Below are 16,739 nucleotides of genomic sequence, written 5' to 3' on the forward strand. Positions count from 1 at the left end.
CGCCTCGTCGCGGCCCGGCGGGATGGCTCGCTCAGCGCACCGGTGCAGCGACGGGTGCCAGCGTCTCGTGGCCCGGCTTGGCGCGCTGCGGCGCCTTGTGCACCATCGTGTACGCATAGTCGATGCCCATGCCGTAGGCGCCCGAGTGCTCCTTGACGATGGCGCCGACCGCATCGTAGGTCTCGCGGCGGGCCCAGTCGCGCTGCCACTCGAGCAGCACCTGCTGCCAGGTGACGGGCACGACGCCGGCCTGCACCATGCGCTGCATGGCCCAGTCGTGCGCTTCCTTCGAGGTGCCGCCCGAGGCGTCGGCGACCATGTAGATCTCGTAGTCGCCCTCGAGCATGGCGCACAGGGCGAAGGTGGTGTTGCAGACCTCGGTCCAGAGGCCGGCCACGACGACCTTCTTGCGGCCATTGGCGGCCAGCGCGTCGCGCACCTTCTGGTCGTCCCACGAGTTCATCGAGGTGCGTTCGAGGATGGGCTTGCCCGGGAACACGTCCAGGAGTTCCGGGAAAGTGGGGCCGGAGAAGCTTTCGGTCTCGACGGTGGTGATGGTGGTCGGGATGTTGAAGACGGACGCCGCCTTGGCCAGGCCCACGACGTTGTTCTTCAGTGTCTGGCGGTCGATCGACTGCACGGCGAACGCCATCTGCGGCTGCTGGTCGATGATGATCAGCTGGCTGTTCTGCGGTGTCAGCACTTCGAGTTTCGGATTGTTCATTGGTGTGTCCTCGTCAGGGTTATCGGACGGCGCTGGCGCGGCACCGTAGTCTTGGAGCCGGATGTCCACCGGCAGGCCATGGTAGTTCGACCATCCGGGCGTCACCAGTATCCGTTCGTATATCGACGGGAGCGGCGCGCCCGCGCAAGGCAAGCACGTTCCATTACAATGCCGGCCATGCTGCTCTCCAATTTCTTCCGAGCGTCCCTGTTCGCGACGCTGTGCGGCGTCGCCTCTGCCGCCCTCGCCCTGGACCCGCATGTTCCGCTCGATCACCTGCACCGCGACAGCTGGACCAGCAAGGATGGCATGCCCGGCGACATCTGGGACATGGCACAGGGGGCGGACGGGACCATGTGGTTTGCCGCCACCTCCGGCCTGTACCGCTTCGACGGCGTGCGCTTCGAGCACGTGCGCAAGCTCGGCGGTGCGGCGCTGCAATCGAACGTGCTGTCGGCCCTGCGCACCCATGCCGACGGCGCGCTGTGGATCGGCCACCGCTACGGCGGCGTCGACGTCTGGCACGGCGGCATGCTGCGCCATTACGGCACGGCCGAAGGTTTGCCGGCGGGCGGCATCCGCGGCTTCGAACGCGACCGCGCCGGGCGCGACTGGGTACTGACCACGAAGGGCCTGCTGCGCCTGGACGGCGCGCGCTGGGTGCGTGCCGAGGATGGACTGCCGGGGCCCGCGCAGGACCTGTGGCGCGCCCCCGACGGCGCCCTGCTGGCCGCCGGCGATGGCGCCGTGTTCCGCATGGACGACGCGACGCAGCGCTTCGTCGCCACCGGCATCGCGGCCACGGGCTACGGCCTGCTGCTGTCTCCGGACGGCCAGCTGTGGAACGACGCCAACGACCGCATCCGCCGCGTGCCGGCGGCGCTCGCCGCGTATCCGGCAGGGCGGCCCCGTGCTGGCCTGCCCACCGCCTTCTCGCACATCTTCGACCGCGACGGCAACCTGTGGGCCGCGCTGGCCGGCGGCGTGGCGCGCACCACGCCGGCCGCCCTTGCCGGCAAGGACACCGTCATGGTCGCGGACGGCGAGCGGCTGGCCCGGCCGGATAGCCTCAGCAGCACGACCGTGAAGACCATCTTCGAAGACCGCGAGGGCAATATCTGGCTCGGCACGCGGCGCGGCGTGGACCGCCTGCGCCACAACCGCATCATGCCGCTGCCGCTGGCGCCCGACAGCGGCTACATCACGCTCGCGCAGGACGGCGCCGGCGCACTGTGGGCCTCGGCCAAGGTCGGCCCGCTATGGCAGTTCTGGCGCCTCGATGCCGACGGTCCGGTCCTGCAGCCCGACGGGCGCGTCACGGCGCTGGCGTCCGGCCACGACGGAAGCCTGCTGGTGGGCACCGGCACCCACATCGAACGCCGCGCGAACGGCAAGACCGAACGCATTCCCTTCCCCGCCCACCTGCAAGGCCGCGGCGAGCGCTACGAAGGCGCGCGCCTGATGGTGGACGACGGCGCGGCGCTGTGGGCAAGCTTCGTCAGCGACGCCCTGTACCGCTACGCGGACGGCGCCTGGCGCCCGGGCACGGACTTCGGCCTGCCGGAGCGCCCGCCGAACGGCATCGGCCGCGGCCATGACGGCACGCTGTGGTTCGGCTACGACAACGATATCCGCGCGCTACGCGACGGCAAGTCGCGGCGCTACGGCCGCCAGGACGGCCTCGACGTCGGGCTGGTCGCCACGCTGTCCGACGTCGGCGGCACGCTGGTGGCCGGCGGCGACCGCGGGCTGGCGGTGCTGTCCGGCGCGCGCTTCCGCCAGGTCGAGGCGGCCGATCCGGGCGCGCTCGCGGGCGTGACGGGCGTAGTGCAAACGCCCGACGGCGACCTGTGGCTCAACGGCAGCCGCGGCCTGGTCCACGTGCGCGGCGCCGACTGGCGCGCCCTGCTGGCCGATCCGGCGCGCACACGGCTGCCGTGCGAGGTGTTCGACACGCTCGATGGCTATCCCGGCATCGCCCATTTCCGCGCTGCCCAGCCCAGCCTGCTGCTGGACCGCCAGGGCCGGCTGGTGCTGGCCGCGACGGACGGCGCCGCGTGGCTCGATCCGCGCCGCCTGTACCGCAATCCGGTGGCGCCGCCGCTGCGCATCGGCGCCGTGGCCGCGAACGGGCAAGCGTGGTCCCCGCGCGACGGCATGCAGCTGCCCGCCGGCACGCGCGCGCTGCAGATCGACTACGACGCCGCCAGTTTCACGATGCCGGAACGGGTGCGCTTCCGCTACCGCCTGGAAGGCGTGGACGCCGACTGGCAGGATGCGGGCACGCGCCGCAGCGCCTACTACAGCCGCCTGGCGCCGGGCGACTACCGTTTCCGCGTGCAGGCGGTGAACGAAGACGGCGTATGGAACGAACGGGGCGCCGCCCTGTCCTTCGGCATCGCCCCGACCTTCGTGCAAGGCACGGCCTTCAAGGCGCTGTGCGCGGCCGCCGCGGCCCTCGCCGCCTGGCTGCTGTACCGGCTGCGCCTGCGCGCCGCCACCCGCCAGCTGCGGCGCCTGCTGCGCGAACGCGCCGGCGAGCGCGAACGCATCGCGCGCACGCTGCACGACACGCTGATGCAATCGGTGCAGGCGCTGCTGATGCTGTTCGAGACGGCGCGCGACCGCCTGCCGGCCGACAATCCTTCGCGGCCCCTGCTCGATCGCACGCTCGACCACGCCCGGCGCACGCTGGCCGAAGGCCGCGACGAGCTGTACGCGCTGCGCGGCGCGGGCGCGCCGGGACAGGACCTGGCCGCGGCGCTGGCGCCCATCGGCCACATGCTGGGGGAACAGTACGGCGTCGGCTTCGACATCGCCGTCGACGGCGCGCCGCGCGCGCTGCGTCCGGAAGTGGCGCAAGAAGCCTGCTTCATCGCGCGCGAGGCGCTGCAGAACGCGTTCCGCCACGCGCAGGCCACGCACGTCGTCCTGCGCCTGCGCTACGGCGAGACCGAGTTCGCGCTCGACGTGCGCGACGACGGCCGCGGCCTGGCGCCGGGCCCGGCCCGCCCCGGGCACTGGGGCCTGGCCGGCATGCGCGAGCGCGCCGCCGCCATCGGCGCGCGCATCGCGATCGGCGCCGCCGAAGCGCCCGGCAACGGTACGCTGGTGGCGCTGCGCCTCGATGCGCGCCTGGCGTATGCCACGCCGCCGCGGCGCCGGCACCTACCCGGCCTCGCGCTGTTCCGCGGAGCGCGCTGAACGGCGACGGGAAGCGTCCAAACTGACAGACCCGCCTGTCACAGATGGGAGATGCGTTGCGCGCGTGCGTCCATTACAATGGGTAGATGCACAGCGTTCTTCCCGCTTCGACGTCGCGCCCGATGGCGCCGCCGGCGCGCCATCCGGCAGCCGGTTTCTCCCGACACATCCCGACGCCATGATGACCCTCGACGACCTCACCCGCCTCGCCCTGCGCCATGCCGGCACCGGTCCGGACTGCGTCGTTCCCGGCCTGCGCGTACGCACCCTCACGGCACCCAGCGAACCGGTCAGCGGCATCGAGGAACCGGCCTTCGCGCTGATCCTGCAGGGACGCAAGCGCACCACCGTGGGCGGGCGCACCTTCGACTACGGCCCCGGCGACTGCCTGATCGTGTCGCTGTCCATGCCTTCCGTGGGCCAGGTGATCCAGGCCAGCACGGAGGAACCCTATGTCGGCATCGCACTGACGCTGCGACCGGCCGACATCGGCGGCCTGCTGCTGGAAGCCGAGGCGGCCATCGCCGACGGCGACGCGGCCGCGATGGCCGTGCACGCGGCCTCGCCGCAGCTGCTCGATGCGCTGGGACGCCTCGTGAGCCTGCTCGACCATCCCGATGACGTGCGCATCCTGCGCCCTCTGCTGGAACGCGAGATCCTGTGGCGCCTGCTGCGCGGCCCGCACGGCCCGCTGCTGCGGGAAGTGGGCATGGTCGACAGCCGCTCCTCCCGCATCGGCCGCGCCATCCGCTGGCTGCAGCAGCACTACGCCGAGCCCGTCTCGACGCAGCAGCTGGAAACGGTAAGCGGCATGAGCGCCTCGACGCTGTTCCGCCACTTCAAGGAAATCACGTCGCTGAGCCCCTTGCAGTACCAGAAGCAGATCCGCCTGCACGAGGCGCGCGCGCGCCTGGCGGCCAGCAGCCGCGACGTGGCGGCCGTGGCCTACCAGGTCGGCTACGAAAGCCCGTCGCAGTTCACGCGCGAGTACACGCGCATGTTCGGACGCCCGCCCCGCGAGGACTTGCGGCGCGGGCGCGAACAGGCGGCATAAACACGACGCGGCCCGGCGCGGCCCGGCGCGCCCGACAGGGCCTGCAGGGCAAGGCGCATCGTCGAAGACAGTACGCGTGTACGGCGAAACGATGCAACGCCGCCATGGAGGTGTTGTCAGGCCCGGCCCGGCGCGCCTGACAGAGCCTCCAGGGCAAGGCGCATCGTCGAAGGCAGTACGCGTGTACGGCGAGACGATGCAACGCCGCCATGGAGGCTCTGTCAGGCGCGCCATGGATGACAGCATTGTCATCGGGCCGTCACGGACCCGACAGCGTCGCTTCCCTAGACTGTCCTTCATCGCAACCCACTTGAAGGAGAACGTCATGAAAGCCACCGCCACCCTCGCCGCTGCCCTCGTCCTGACCTGCGCCTCGGCCGCCCAGGCCATGCCCACCGTGCGCGTCGGCGCCGCCGCCTACGGCATGCCCGCTCCCGCCGATGCCGCGAACCGCACCATCGTGCTGGGCGACCATGCCCGCTACGTGAACGTGAACGACGGCGAGACCGTGCGCTTCGTGCACGGCGACCACAGCTTCGCCTGGACTTTCAATACGGTGCAGCGCGACGGCGTCGCGGCCCTGGACAAGATCGCGCCGCAGGACTTCGGCGTCGACGGCGCCAAGGTCTACATCGCGCCGAATCCCCTGTATAACAACAGCTGATCGATACGCGGACGGCGGGTGGGCCCGGATGCGCTCCCCGCCGCCGCCGCCGCATCGCCCATGGGCGCATGACCCCGTGCGCACGCGTGCGCGTCCGGAAGCAATCGCTCGGCCGTTCTCTGTCACAATCCTGTCATCTGCGGCTTCTACACTTCGTTGCCACTAGTGAAATATTCCCGAAAAATGGATGTGAAGTTGAAAACGGACGAGGCCAGCGCCTCGCTGCCGCCGGACGCGCATGCGCCTTTCCTGAACCGCGAACTGTCGCTGCTCGAGTTCAACCGGCGCGTGCTGGAAAACGCCGAAGACCCGCGCCTGCCGCTGCTCGAGCGCCTGCGCTTCCTGACCATCGTCAGCAGCAACCTCGATGAATTCTTCGAAGTGCGCGTGGCCAGCCTGCTGGCCCAGCACCAGGACCAGGGCGGTCCGGAGCCGGGCCGCGCGGACCTGGACGGCGCCGCCGAGGAGTGCCGCCAGATCATCGCGCGCCAGTACGCGCTGCTGAACGGCGAGATCCTGCCCCAGCTCTCCGCCAACGGCATCCACCTGCTGCGCCGCTCGGACCGCAACGCGGCCCAGAAGGCCTGGGTCAAGCAGTACTTCGACAAGGAAGTGCGCCCCCTGCTCACGCCCGTCGGGCTGGACCCGGCGCACCCCTTCCCGCGCGTGATCAACAAGAGCCTGAACTTCATCGTCGAACTGTCCGGCAAGGATGCGTTCGGGCGCGGCACCGGCATCGCCATCATGAAGGCGCCGCGCGTGCTGCCGCGCGTGATCCGCCTGCCGGACGAACTGTCGGACAAGCCGGGCGCTTCCTACTGCCTGCTGTCTTCCGTGATCCAGGCCCACATGGCGGACCTGTTCACGGGCCGCGAGGTGGTGTCGTACTCGCAGTTCCGCGTCACGCGCAACAGCGACCTGTGGGTCGACGAGGAAGAGGTCAAGAACCTGCGCCAGGCGCTGCAGAGCGAGCTGCACAGCCGCAACTACGGTTTCGCCGTGCGCCTGGAAGTGGCGCGCGGCTGCCCCAAGCACCTGGCCGACTTCCTGCTCGACCAGTTCTCCATCGACCGCTCGCGCCTGTTCACGGTGGACGGCCCCGTGAACCTGGGTCGGCTGCTCGAGATCGTCAACAGCAATGCCCGCCCCGAGCTGAAATTCCCGCCCTACGTGCCGGGCTTTCCGGCCAAGCTGGCCCAGCACCACGACATCTTCGCCGTGCTGGGCAAGCAGGACGTGCTGCTGCACCACCCGTTCCAGTCCTTCCAGCCCGTGATCGACTTCGTGCGCTGCGCCGCCGCCGATCCGAACGTGGTCGCGATCAAGCAGACGATCTACCGCGCCGGCTCGAATTCCGAGCTGATGGAGGCCCTCATCGGCGCCGCCCAGCGCGGCAAGGAAGTCACCGTCATCGTCGAACTGATGGCCCGCTTCGACGAGGAAGCGAACATCAACTGGGCCCAGCGCCTGGAGGAAGCGGGCGCCCAGGTCGTGTACGGCGTCGTCGGCCTCAAGACCCACGCCAAGATGGCCCTCGTGCTGCGTCGCGAGCCGTCCGGCCTGCGCCGCTACGCCCACCTGGGCACCGGCAACTACAACACGACGACGGCCAAGTTCTATACCGACTTCGGCCTCCTGACGGCGGACGAGGAAATCACGGCCGACGTCAACGAGGTCTTCATCCACCTGACGAGCCTGACGCGCCCGACCCAGCTCTCGGCCGTGTGGCTGGCGCCGTTCTCGCTGCAGAAGGAAATCGTCAAGGCGATCCGCCAGGAAGCCGCGCTGGCGCGCGAGGGCAAGCCGGCGCGCATCATCGCCAAGATGAATTCGCTGACCGACGAATCCGTCATCCGCGCGCTGTACGAGGCCTCCAACGACGGCGTGCGCATCGACCTGATCGTGCGCGGCGCGTGCGCGCTGCGTCCCGGCGTGCCGGGCCTGTCGGAGAACATCAAGGTGCGCTCGATCGTCGGCAGGTTCCTCGAGCACACCCGCATCTATTACTTCCGCAACGCCCTCAAGCACGACGTCTGGCTGAGCAGCGCCGACTGGATGAACCGCAACCTGTTCCGCCGCGTCGAGATCGCGTTCCCCATCCGCTCGCCGGCGCTCAAGAAGCGCGTGATCCGCGAAGGCCTGCAGGTGTACCTGAAGGACAACGTGAATGCCTGGGAGCTGGGCCACGAGGGCCGCTACCGCCGCCGCAAGCCGCGCGGCAGCCAGAAACCGTTCAGCGCCCAGCAGGCGCTGATGGACATGCTGGGCGCCGGCGCCGACACGCATGCCAATCACAAGGAGAACGAGCTTGGAATTGATCCTGTGGCGTCACGCCGAGGCTGAACCGCACGTCGCCACGCACGAGGGCGACCAGCGCCGCGCGCTGACGTCGAAGGGCGCGCGCCACGCCTCGCGCGTCGGCGCCTGGCTCGACCGCCAGCTGCCGGCGCAGTGCCGCATCCTCGTCAGCCCCGCCCTGCGCTGCGTGCAGACGGCCGAGGCGCTGGGCCGCAAGTTCACCACCGTCGACGCGCTGAACACGGATTCGACGCCGGACCGCATCCTGGACGCGGCCGGCTGGCCCGGCCAGCGGCTGCCCGTGGTCATCGTGGGCCACCAGCCGCTGCTGGGCCAGGTGGCGGCGCAGATCTTCTCGGGCAGCCCGCACGAGTGGAAGATCCGCAAGGCGAGCGTGCTGTGGATCGCGCGCAAGAGCGAGGACGATCCGGCGCCCTTCATCCGCCTGGCCGTGGGGCCGGACATGGTCGGCAAGCTGCGCTGAGCTGAGCTGGGCGCTCGGGCGGGCCGCCAGGCCCGCGCCTTCGTCCTTCGGTCACGGCGTGTCGGTTAGTTGCATATTTTCGGATAGCCGCATGTATTCGCTGCGCCCGTATGGGCATATCCGTATTACAATTTCTATGCAGCTGAAATCGATTTCTCGGGCGACGGCATCCGCCGGGCCCGCACGCACGACAACAACAAGGAGACGAAGCAGATGATCGACCTGAACCGACGCAACCTCATGCTGGCAGGCAGCGCCCTCGCCGCCGGCGCCGCCGCCTTCCCGCTGCGCGCGGCCGAACCGCAGCGCAAGCTGGGCTATGCCATCGTGGGCCTGGGCGGTTACGGCCTCGGCGTCATCATCCCGGAATTCAAGAACTGCCGGCACAGCAAGCTGGTCGCCCTCGTCAGCGGCGACGCAGCCAAGGCGAAACGCGTGGCCGCGGAATACGACGTCCCGGAAAAGAACATCTACAACTACGAGAACTTCGACCGCATCCGCGACAATCCGGACATCGACATCGTCTACGTCTGCCTGCCCGTCTCCATGCACGCGGAATACACGATCCGCGCCGCCAAGGCCGGCAAGCACGTGCTATGCGAAAAGCCGATGGCCGTCTCCTCGGCCGAGTGCGAATCGATGATCGCCGCCTGCCGCCAGGCCGGCAAGAAGCTGATGATCGGCTACCGCTGCCACTTCGAGCCGACCAACCTGGAGGCGCGCCGCCGTGCCCGCGCCGGCGAGATCGGCAAGCTGCGCTACTTCCGTTCCGAGCACGGCTTCACCTTCGGCAACCCGAACGCCTGGCGCCTCAAGAAGGCGATGTCGGGTGGCGGCTCGATGATGGACATCGGCATCTATGCGCTGAACGCGGCGCGCTACATGACGGGCGAGGAACCGGTCGCCGTCTATGCGCAGGAAACGACGGACCGCAAGGACCCGCGCTTCCGCGAAGTGGAAGACATGATCGGCTTCCAGCTCGAGTTCCCGTCCGGCGTGATCGGCTCCTGCCAGTCGATGTACAGCGCCAACCAGAACCACATCCTGCTCGTGGGCGACAAGGGCCGCATCGAGATGGAACCGGCGACCGCCTACCGCGGCAACCGCCTGTGGGTGGGCAGCGGCCGCGGCGAGGAAATCACGCCGCCGCCCGGCCCTGGCGCGACGCAGTTCGCGGGCCAGCTCGACCACATGGCGCAGTGCGTGATGGAAGACCGGACGCCGATCGTGGCGGGCGAGGAAGGCTTGCGCGACATGCGCATCATCGAAGCCATCTACCAGTCGGCGCGCGAGAAGAAGCGGATCGTGCTGAAGGCGTAACAGCCGGTCGGCTACGCCTGTCGGCGGCAATGAGACCGCCCCCCCGCCGCAGGCCGGGGCCCAATGTCGAAGCACAGCCGGCGTGCGCAAGACTCGGGCGCCGGCCTGCGCCGGGACGACATCTCGTGGAGGACTTATCCACGCCGGGCCGCCTCGATGGCGGCGATGTCGATCTTGCGCATCCCCATCATCGCCTCGAAGGCGCGCCGGGCCGCGGCCTGGTCGGGATCGGCCAGCGCCGCGCTCAGCGCCCGCGGCGTGATCTGCCAGGACAGCCCCCAGCGGTCCTTGCACCAGCCGCAAGCGCTTTCCTGGCCGCCGTTCCCGACGATGGCGTCCCACAGGCGGTCCGTCTCCGCCTGGTCGTCCGTGGCGATCTGGAACGAGAACGCCTCCGTGTGCGTGAAGGCCGGGCCGCCGTTCAGGCCGATGCAGGGGATGCCGGCGACCGTGAACGCCACCGTCAGCACGTCGCCCTGCTTGCCGGACGGGTAGTCGCCCGGGGCATGGAAGATCGTGCCGACGGCGCTGTCGGGAAAGGTGTTTGCGTAGAAAGTGGCCGCCTCGAGGGCGTCGCCGTCGAACCACAGGCATACCGTATTGTTGGCCGACATGATCGTCTCCGTGGATCAGCTTGCGCGGAGATCCCAGTGTACGGGGGCCGCCCTGCCGATACAAGTACGGCAAGAGGGCAACTGGAGCAGGCCGTGAGCGTGTTCCTACATCCCGCGGCGGGCCCATCCTATTCCTGCCGCCGCGCCCGCACCCCATGATCGACCCGGTAAACCACCTACGGGAGAACAGCATGAAAACAGTTCAACGCGTACTGATCGGCGGCCTGATGGCACTGGGCCTGGCCGCCTGCAGCGCCACCGGCACGACGGACAACAGCGCCGGCTCCTTCGGCGGCATGAGCTCGAGCACGGGCAGCAGCAATGGCGCCGGCCGGACCGAGAGCGACAACGGGGCCAGCTCGGGCGGCACCGGCAACACGACGGGCATCGGCGCCTACAACACGCCCACCGCCAGCGATCCCGCCGGTACTTCGACGGGCGGCGCCACCCAGCCGTCCAGCACCAGCGGCAACACATCAGGCGCCTCGGGCACCTCCAGCACTTCGGGCACCTCCACCCGCTGACGCGACGCCGGCGCGGCAGCCGCCGCGCCGGCCCTCTTTCAGTACGGCTTGCCCGTCAGGTCAAGGCGTACCTGCCAGAGGGCGCCCGCCCCCGTGATGTACAGCGTCTTGCCGTCCGCGCCGCCGAAGGCCGCGTTGGTGACGTTCGCATCGACGCGGATCGTCGCCAGCTCCTTGCCCTGCGGCGAGAACACGCGCACGCGCTTGGCGCCGTGCTCCGTCACGTAGACGTTGCCGCGGCAGTCGACCGTCATGCCGTCCGGGCCGTCCAGGCCCGTCACGACGTCGCGGCCCGGCAGGCGCGCGGCGCCGTCCGCGACCGGATACGCGCGCAGCACGCCGTCCAGGGCATTCACGTACAACACCTTCTCGTCGGGCGACAGGGCGATGCCGTTCGGGTTCTTGCGGCTGCCGTCCAGCAGCGCCGCCTTGCCGTCCGTGCCCACGCGGTAGATGCCCGTGACCGGCTGGCGTCCCGGTGCGGCCGCCTGCTGGTAATCGGGATCGGTGAAGTACAGGGTGCCGTCGCGGGCGATGGCGATGTCGTTCGGGGAATTGAACGGCTGGCCGTCGTAGCGCCCCGCGATCGGGGTGCGCTTGCCGTCCGCCAGGTCGATGCGCACGAGCGCCTTGTCCTTGTGGCTGGCCGCGACCAGCTTGCCTGCGCCATCGACGGCCAGGCCGTTGCTGCCGCTGTCCTCGAAGGCGGTGCTCACGCTGCCGTCCGGCGCCAGCTTGCGGATGCGCGAGGGGAAGGACGAATCCAGGCCGAAATCCGAGAAGTACAGCGCGCCGCCGATCCAGACGGGCCCCTCGTACAGCGAGGCGCCCGCGCGCGACGGTGCCGCGGCCGCCACGCGCTCGGCGCGCAGTTCACCCGACGGCGCCTTGCCTGCGCAGCTGGCCACGTCCGCCGCCAGCGCGGGAAGGGCGAGCGCCGCCAGCACCGTCCCCCATGCCGCGTACGCGCCGTTGCGCAAAAACGTCAATTTCTTATTCTTCATTATTATCCGACCCTCAATTTCGACAATATGCCAACGCTAATGCTATATTTGCAAATACGCAAATATTTTTTCCTGAGAGACAATGAAAAACCTCAAAACCAGCTGCGTCCTCCTCCTCGCCTGCTTCGCGGCCCAGGCAAACGCCAGCGTCATCACCCTGCAGACCGCCTACAGCGCCGCCGGGTCGCAAACGGGTGCGGCAGCCTACAAGGATGTCGTCGAGCGCGCGCTGCTGAGCCAGGGTGCGGGTTACGGCACCAAGACCATTTCGAGCTACACCAATATCTCGAACACGAACCAGTTCAGCGGCGGCGCCAACAGCAATATCGCATGGAAGGCGACGATCGACTTCAGCGTGGCGACGGCGGGCACCTGGACCTTCCGCACGGGCGTCGATTTCGGCAACGGCGGCGCCCTGTTCCTGGACGGCGTGGCGCTGACGGCGAGCTCGACGGATATGTACTGGGGCAACAGCTACACCAACGCGTCGCAGTACCTGCAGGCTGTCAGCCAGCTGGCGGCGGGCAACCACAAGCTGACGATCTACGGCCTGGAAAGCTGCTGCGACGGCGTCCAGCAGGCCCAGTTCAAGGCCGGCAGCGCCGCCTTCGCGACCTTCGCTGCGAACGACGGCATCAGCCCGAAGGCCGTGCCGGAACCGGCGACGCTGGCCACGATGGGCCTGGGCCTGGGTCTGCTGGCCGGACTGCGTCGCCGCGGCAAGCGCGGTTGAACTGACGACGGGGCCGACGCATCGGCCCGGCGTTCCGTCAGCTTCATCACGTCGCCCCGGCGCGGGCCGGGGTCCAATCTGCAAGCGCTGCGGCTGCGCGACGGACCTGGGCCCCGGCCTGCGCCGGGGCGAGGTTTTCATGCAGCACACTGGCGGCTGCGCAGGTCGTTCGGCTCGCAGACGGGGTTGCCGCGCTCGCCGAAGCCCTCTCCGGGCGCCGGGCGGCCGCGGCCGATCATGGCCGCCACGGCCTCGGACAGCTGCGGCATCGAAACGGGCTTGGCGAAGAAGCGCACGTCGTCCAGCAGCGGACCTGCGTCGACGGGGTTGGCGGAAATGAGGATCGCCGGCAGCTGCGGATCGATGCGGCGCAGGCGCGCCAGGAGTTCGCCGCCGTCCATATAGGGCATGCGGAAATCGGTAATGATCAAATCGGCGGGATCGGCCTGGTGCAGGCCGAGCGCTTCGGCACCGTCGCGCGCCGTCGTGATGCGATAACCGAGGATGCTGAGATAGCGTTCGAACACGTAACGGACTGCTTCTTCGTCGTCGACCAGAAGGATATGCGGCATGGCGGGCTGCCGGCACGTGGCTTGGGTGCCGGAAAAGTGTGTTGAATTAATCCGGCAAATTTAACACATCCGCGCCGCCGCGCACGCGCCGGATTGCAAAAAAACCTTCTTAAAAAGCCATCGTCAGCCCTGGGTGACCTGGAACGGGATGCCGACGTCGCCCCATGCCGCCGCTTCCTTCTCGAACCACGATGCCACCGTCGGATGCTGGCCCAGCCAGCCGCGCGGCGTCTCCACGTCGATCCTGCCCTTCATGCGCAGCTTGAGCGTGTCGACGTCGGCGTCCACGCGCGCGTGCATGAAGACGGCGGCCAGGCGCAGCGCCAGCACGGCCTTGGCCAGGTCGGGCGACGCCAGCACCTCGCGCACCTTGCGCAGGTTGCCCTTCTGGCCCAGCACGATCATGCTCATCAGGCGCTGCTCGCGCGCCGTGAAACCCGGCAGGTCGGCATGCTCGACGATGTACGCGGCATGCTTGTGCGCCCCCGTGTGCGAAACGGCCAGGCCCACCTCGTGCAGCATGGTGCCGCGCAACAGGTGGTGGACCACCGCTTCGTCCTGCGGCGCGAGCTTGTCGAACAGCTTGCGCGCGATGTTGGCGGTGCGCGCGGCCCGCCCGGCATCCACGCCGAAGCGGCGCATGCAATCCTGGATCGCCAGGTCGCGCCGGTCCTGCCGATTGGCGCGCAGCTCGAGGTCGGACAGCACCCCGAGGCGCAGGCCGGCATTAATCGCTGTCATCGTCTTGACTCCCAGTTCCTGCATCACGCCGATCAGGATGGACAGGCCGCCCACCATGACGATCACGCGCTCGCGCTTCACGCCCGGCAGGTCGAACGCATCCACGTGACCCAGCTCGATCAGCTTGTCGCGCAGCGCCAGCAGACTGGCGAAGGACATGGTGCCGTCCCCCAGGCCGTTCCTGGCGATGACTTCGTTGATCGCGCGGATCGTGCCGGACGAGCCGTACACGGCCTCCCAGCCATGTTCGCGGAACTGCCCGGCCAGGTCCTCGAAGCGGGCGCGCGCCGCGTTCACCGCCGAATGGAAGGCATCGGCGCTGATGTGGCCACCCTCGAAATAGGCGGCGCTCTGCGGATGGGTGCCGATGCTGAACGACTCCACCATCCGGATCTCGTCGCCCAGGCCCGCGATCAGTTCCGTCGAGCCGCCGCCGATGTCGATCACGAGGCGCTGTTCGGGTTTCGCGCCCAGCGCGCGCGCCACGCCCATGTAGATCAGTCGCCCTTCCTCTTCGCCGGAGATGATCTCGATCGGGTAGCCGATCGCCTCCTCCAGCCGTGGCAGCACCTGCTCCGCGTTGGTGGCCACGCGCAGCGTGTTGGTGGCCACCACGCGCACGGCGTCCAGTCGGTACTGGCGCAGGATGGCGCCGAAGTCGCGCAGCGTTTTCTGCGCCGTGGCCTGGGCGTCCGTCCCCAGCACGTTGCCCGGTCCGAGGCCGGCGGCCAGCCGGATCGGGTCGCGCGCCGTGCGCACGAGGTGGATCTGGCCGGCGATCGGTTCGCCGATGTGGAGACGGAAACTGTTGGAACCGAGGTCGACTGCTGCGTACATGGGGCTCTTACCGGAAGTGAAAGGTGCGCTTGGTGCGCCTGGTGTGCGCACAGTCCGGAGTATAGCGGGATGCGGCGCGCGGGGCGCATCCCGCCGCGGCGTCAGCGCAACGCTTCCACGAGCACGCGGCCTTCGGCGGCCGCCGGCGCGCGCACGCGCAGGATGTGGGCGAGCGTCGGCGCGATGTCCACGACCTCCGTGTACTGGCCCACGTCGCCCGGGCGGATCCAGCGCTTGCCCATGATGAGCAGGGGCACCGAGCTGTCGTAGTTGTACGGGGTGCCGTGCGTCGTGCCCGACGTGCCGCTGCCGAAGAAGGAATAGGCGCTCGGCACCACCATCAGGTCGCCGGACATCTGGCGGTTCCAGGCGCGCTGCATCAGGAGGCCCAGGCGCGACGTCGCGGCCACGCCCTGCTCGAGCTGGGTGCGCGTGAATACCTGGGCGATGTGGGGCTGGGCCAGCAGGTGGCGGGCCGCCGCGTTTTCGACGTCGGCGCGCGCCAGGCCGCGCTTGTCGATGGCGGCGTAGTCGAGGTAGACCTCGGGCAGCATCGACTTCCTGACCAGGCCCGCGGCGCCGAAGCGCGTGGCCAGCGCCTTGTCCAGCCCCTCCAGCAAGGGCTTGGGATCGATGCGCTGCGCGTCGATATGGCGCGACTGCGAGAACTCGGGCGTGTTCGAGAATCCGTGGTCGGCCGTCAGCACGACCAGCACGTTGTCCATGCCGATGCGGCGGTCGAGGAAGTCGAAGAACGTCGCGATACGGCGGTCGATCTGCTGCAGGTGGTCGTGCGACATGCGGCTTTCCGGGCCGTAGGCATGGTTCACGTAGTCATGGCCGGACAGGCTGATGCCGAGGATGTCGGTGGCGCCGCTCGGGTTGCTGCCCAGCTGTTCGCCTTCGACGGCGGCCTGGGCGAAGTCCAGCGTCAGCTCGTCGACGGCGGGGCTCGTCTTCAGGCGGCCGTAGTAGTCGGCGTCCGGCTTGCCGCTCTCGCTGTAGAAGGTGAACGGGAAGCGGTTCGGGCTCTTGGTGGTCGCTTCCGGATACGGCGCGTCGTCGGCATACGCGGCTTCCGCCAGCAGCGGCTTCCACGACTTGGCGTAGTAGCGGTCCTGCGGCTTGCCCGCCTGGAAGCGCTCGACCCAGGCCGGGTGCTGCTGCATGTAGTAGGTGCTGCTGGCGAAATCGCCGGTCTTGTCCATGAACATGTAGGCGGTACCGGTCTTGCCGGCCAACAGGATCGCGCCGCGGTCCTTGCCGGACACGGTGAGCACCTTGCTGCGGTTGCCCGTCGCGTAGCGCAGCTGGTCGCCCAGCGTGTCGACGCGCAGGTTGGCGGGCGAGGTGCCGTCGTGCGCATCCGTCTCTTCCCCGATATAGGTGAAGCGCTTGTCCTCCGTGCAGTAGACGGAGTTGCCGTCGGCGTCGAGCCAGTTGTTGCCGATGATGCCGTGGCGGTACGGATAGGCGCCGGACAGCACGGCCGTGTGGCCGATCGCCGTGACGGTCACGCCGTGCGCCTGGTGCGCGTTGCTGAAGCTCGCGCCCTGCTCCAGCAGGCGGCGCAGGCCGCCCGGGCCGAACTGGTCGCGGTAGCGCTGCACCTGTTCGGACGGCAGGCCGTCGATCACCATCACCACCACGAGCTTCGGCTTCGCCGCCGCGGCCGTGGCGGCGCCGGCGGGCTTGGCGGCGGCGGGAGCGGCGGCGCCCGCCAACGGCGCGAACGAGGCGGCGCCGGCGAGCAGCAGGATGGACAGCGTGGACATCGTGAGGCGGCGTGGGCGGAAGGCGGTGGGCATGGCGGTGGTCGAACTCCGTGGCATGGTGGATGGGTGGGACCCGACATTGTAGCGGCCGCGCGTGTCAGCAGCATGACAAGGTGACGGCTCCGCAGATGGGTAACGGGTCCGAAAAAGGGTGGCGGCTCCGCAAAAGTGACGAAATCGAAACAAATCGC

The 16,739-nt window shown here is 69.3% G+C and carries 14 protein-coding genes; 8 read left to right on the forward strand and 6 right to left on the reverse strand.

The features are described 5' to 3' along the window. Positions 1–31 precede the first annotated feature (31 nt). The gene (locus ACI1V7_RS23625) at positions 32–724 is read right to left on the reverse strand and encodes a hydrolase (RefSeq protein ID WP_404534371.1); all 693 of its coding nucleotides are present in this window, start codon (positions 722–724) and stop codon (positions 32–34) included. A 177-nt stretch (positions 725–901) separates the two neighbouring features. Here ACI1V7_RS23625 and ACI1V7_RS23630 point away from each other — a divergent pair, with 177 nt between their 5' ends. From ACI1V7_RS23630 to ACI1V7_RS23655, 6 genes are all read left to right on the forward strand, one after another. Then, positions 902–3,928 carry a sensor histidine kinase gene (locus ACI1V7_RS23630; protein WP_404534372.1) on the forward strand — a complete coding sequence of 1,009 codons (3,027 nt, stop codon included), beginning with the start codon at positions 902–904 and terminating at the stop codon, positions 3,926–3,928. A gap of 178 nt (positions 3,929–4,106) precedes the next feature. Next, complete coding sequence (locus ACI1V7_RS23635) at positions 4,107–4,982, forward strand: AraC family transcriptional regulator (RefSeq protein ID WP_404534373.1); 876 nt, start codon at positions 4,107–4,109, stop codon at positions 4,980–4,982. A gap of 325 nt (positions 4,983–5,307) precedes the next feature. Further along, complete coding sequence (locus tag ACI1V7_RS23640; RefSeq protein ID WP_404534374.1) at positions 5,308–5,646, forward strand: CzcE family metal-binding protein; 339 nt, start codon at positions 5,308–5,310, stop codon at positions 5,644–5,646. 183 nt (positions 5,647–5,829) lie between these two features. Further along, positions 5,830–7,989 carry a polyphosphate kinase 1 gene (gene ppk1, locus ACI1V7_RS23645; protein ID WP_404534375.1) on the forward strand — a complete coding sequence of 720 codons (2,160 nt, stop codon included), beginning with the start codon at positions 5,830–5,832 and terminating at the stop codon, positions 7,987–7,989. Further along, positions 7,955–8,428 (forward strand): SixA phosphatase family protein, encoded by a 474-nt coding sequence (locus ACI1V7_RS23650; RefSeq protein ID WP_404534376.1) that lies wholly within the window; start codon positions 7,955–7,957, stop codon positions 8,426–8,428. Before ppk1 ends, ACI1V7_RS23650 begins: the two co-directional genes overlap by 35 nt. Before the next feature lie 213 nt (positions 8,429–8,641). After that, positions 8,642–9,748 (forward strand): Gfo/Idh/MocA family protein, encoded by a 1,107-nt coding sequence (locus tag ACI1V7_RS23655; RefSeq protein ID WP_404534377.1) that lies wholly within the window; start codon positions 8,642–8,644, stop codon positions 9,746–9,748. Positions 9,749–9,882: 134 nt separating this feature from the next. Here ACI1V7_RS23655 and ACI1V7_RS23660 read toward each other — a convergent pair whose 3' ends face one another. After that, positions 9,883–10,362, reverse strand: a complete 480-nt coding sequence (locus tag ACI1V7_RS23660) for a VOC family protein (RefSeq protein ID WP_404534378.1) — start codon at positions 10,360–10,362, stop codon at positions 9,883–9,885. Between the two features lie 191 nt (positions 10,363–10,553). Between ACI1V7_RS23660 and ACI1V7_RS23665 the strand changes: the two genes are divergently transcribed. Continuing rightward, positions 10,554–10,886 carry a hypothetical protein gene (locus tag ACI1V7_RS23665; protein WP_404534379.1) on the forward strand — a complete coding sequence of 111 codons (333 nt, stop codon included), beginning with the start codon at positions 10,554–10,556 and terminating at the stop codon, positions 10,884–10,886. A 38-nt stretch (positions 10,887–10,924) separates the two neighbouring features. Here the strand turns inward: ACI1V7_RS23665 and ACI1V7_RS23670 are convergent, their stop codons facing one another. Further along, complete coding sequence (locus ACI1V7_RS23670) at positions 10,925–11,890, reverse strand: SMP-30/gluconolactonase/LRE family protein (protein WP_404534380.1); 966 nt, start codon at positions 11,888–11,890, stop codon at positions 10,925–10,927. Positions 11,891–11,972: 82 nt separating this feature from the next. On the opposite strand from ACI1V7_RS23670, the gene ACI1V7_RS23675 reads away from it, so the two are divergent. Then, complete coding sequence (locus ACI1V7_RS23675; protein WP_404534381.1) at positions 11,973–12,623, forward strand: CCXG family PEP-CTERM protein; 651 nt, start codon at positions 11,973–11,975, stop codon at positions 12,621–12,623. Positions 12,624–12,760: 137 nt separating this feature from the next. Here ACI1V7_RS23675 and ACI1V7_RS23680 read toward each other — a convergent pair whose 3' ends face one another. From ACI1V7_RS23680 to ACI1V7_RS23690, 3 genes are all read right to left on the reverse strand, one after another. Continuing rightward, positions 12,761–13,195: a response regulator gene (locus ACI1V7_RS23680; protein WP_404534382.1), complete on the reverse strand. Its 435-nt coding sequence runs from the start codon at positions 13,193–13,195 to the stop codon at positions 12,761–12,763. Between the two features lie 123 nt (positions 13,196–13,318). Beyond that, entirely contained in the window at positions 13,319–14,773 is a 1,455-nt protein-coding gene (locus ACI1V7_RS23685; RefSeq protein ID WP_404534384.1) for a Ppx/GppA phosphatase family protein, read from the reverse strand. Between the two features lie 101 nt (positions 14,774–14,874). Then, positions 14,875–16,581, reverse strand: coding sequence for an alkaline phosphatase family protein (locus tag ACI1V7_RS23690; RefSeq protein ID WP_404534385.1), 1,707 nt, complete (start codon positions 16,579–16,581; stop codon positions 14,875–14,877). Positions 16,582–16,739: the final 158 nt, after the last annotated feature.

The organism is Massilia paldalensis, assembly GCF_044901715.1.
GTDB classification, from domain to species: domain Bacteria; phylum Pseudomonadota; class Gammaproteobacteria; order Burkholderiales; family Burkholderiaceae_D; genus Telluria; species Telluria paldalensis.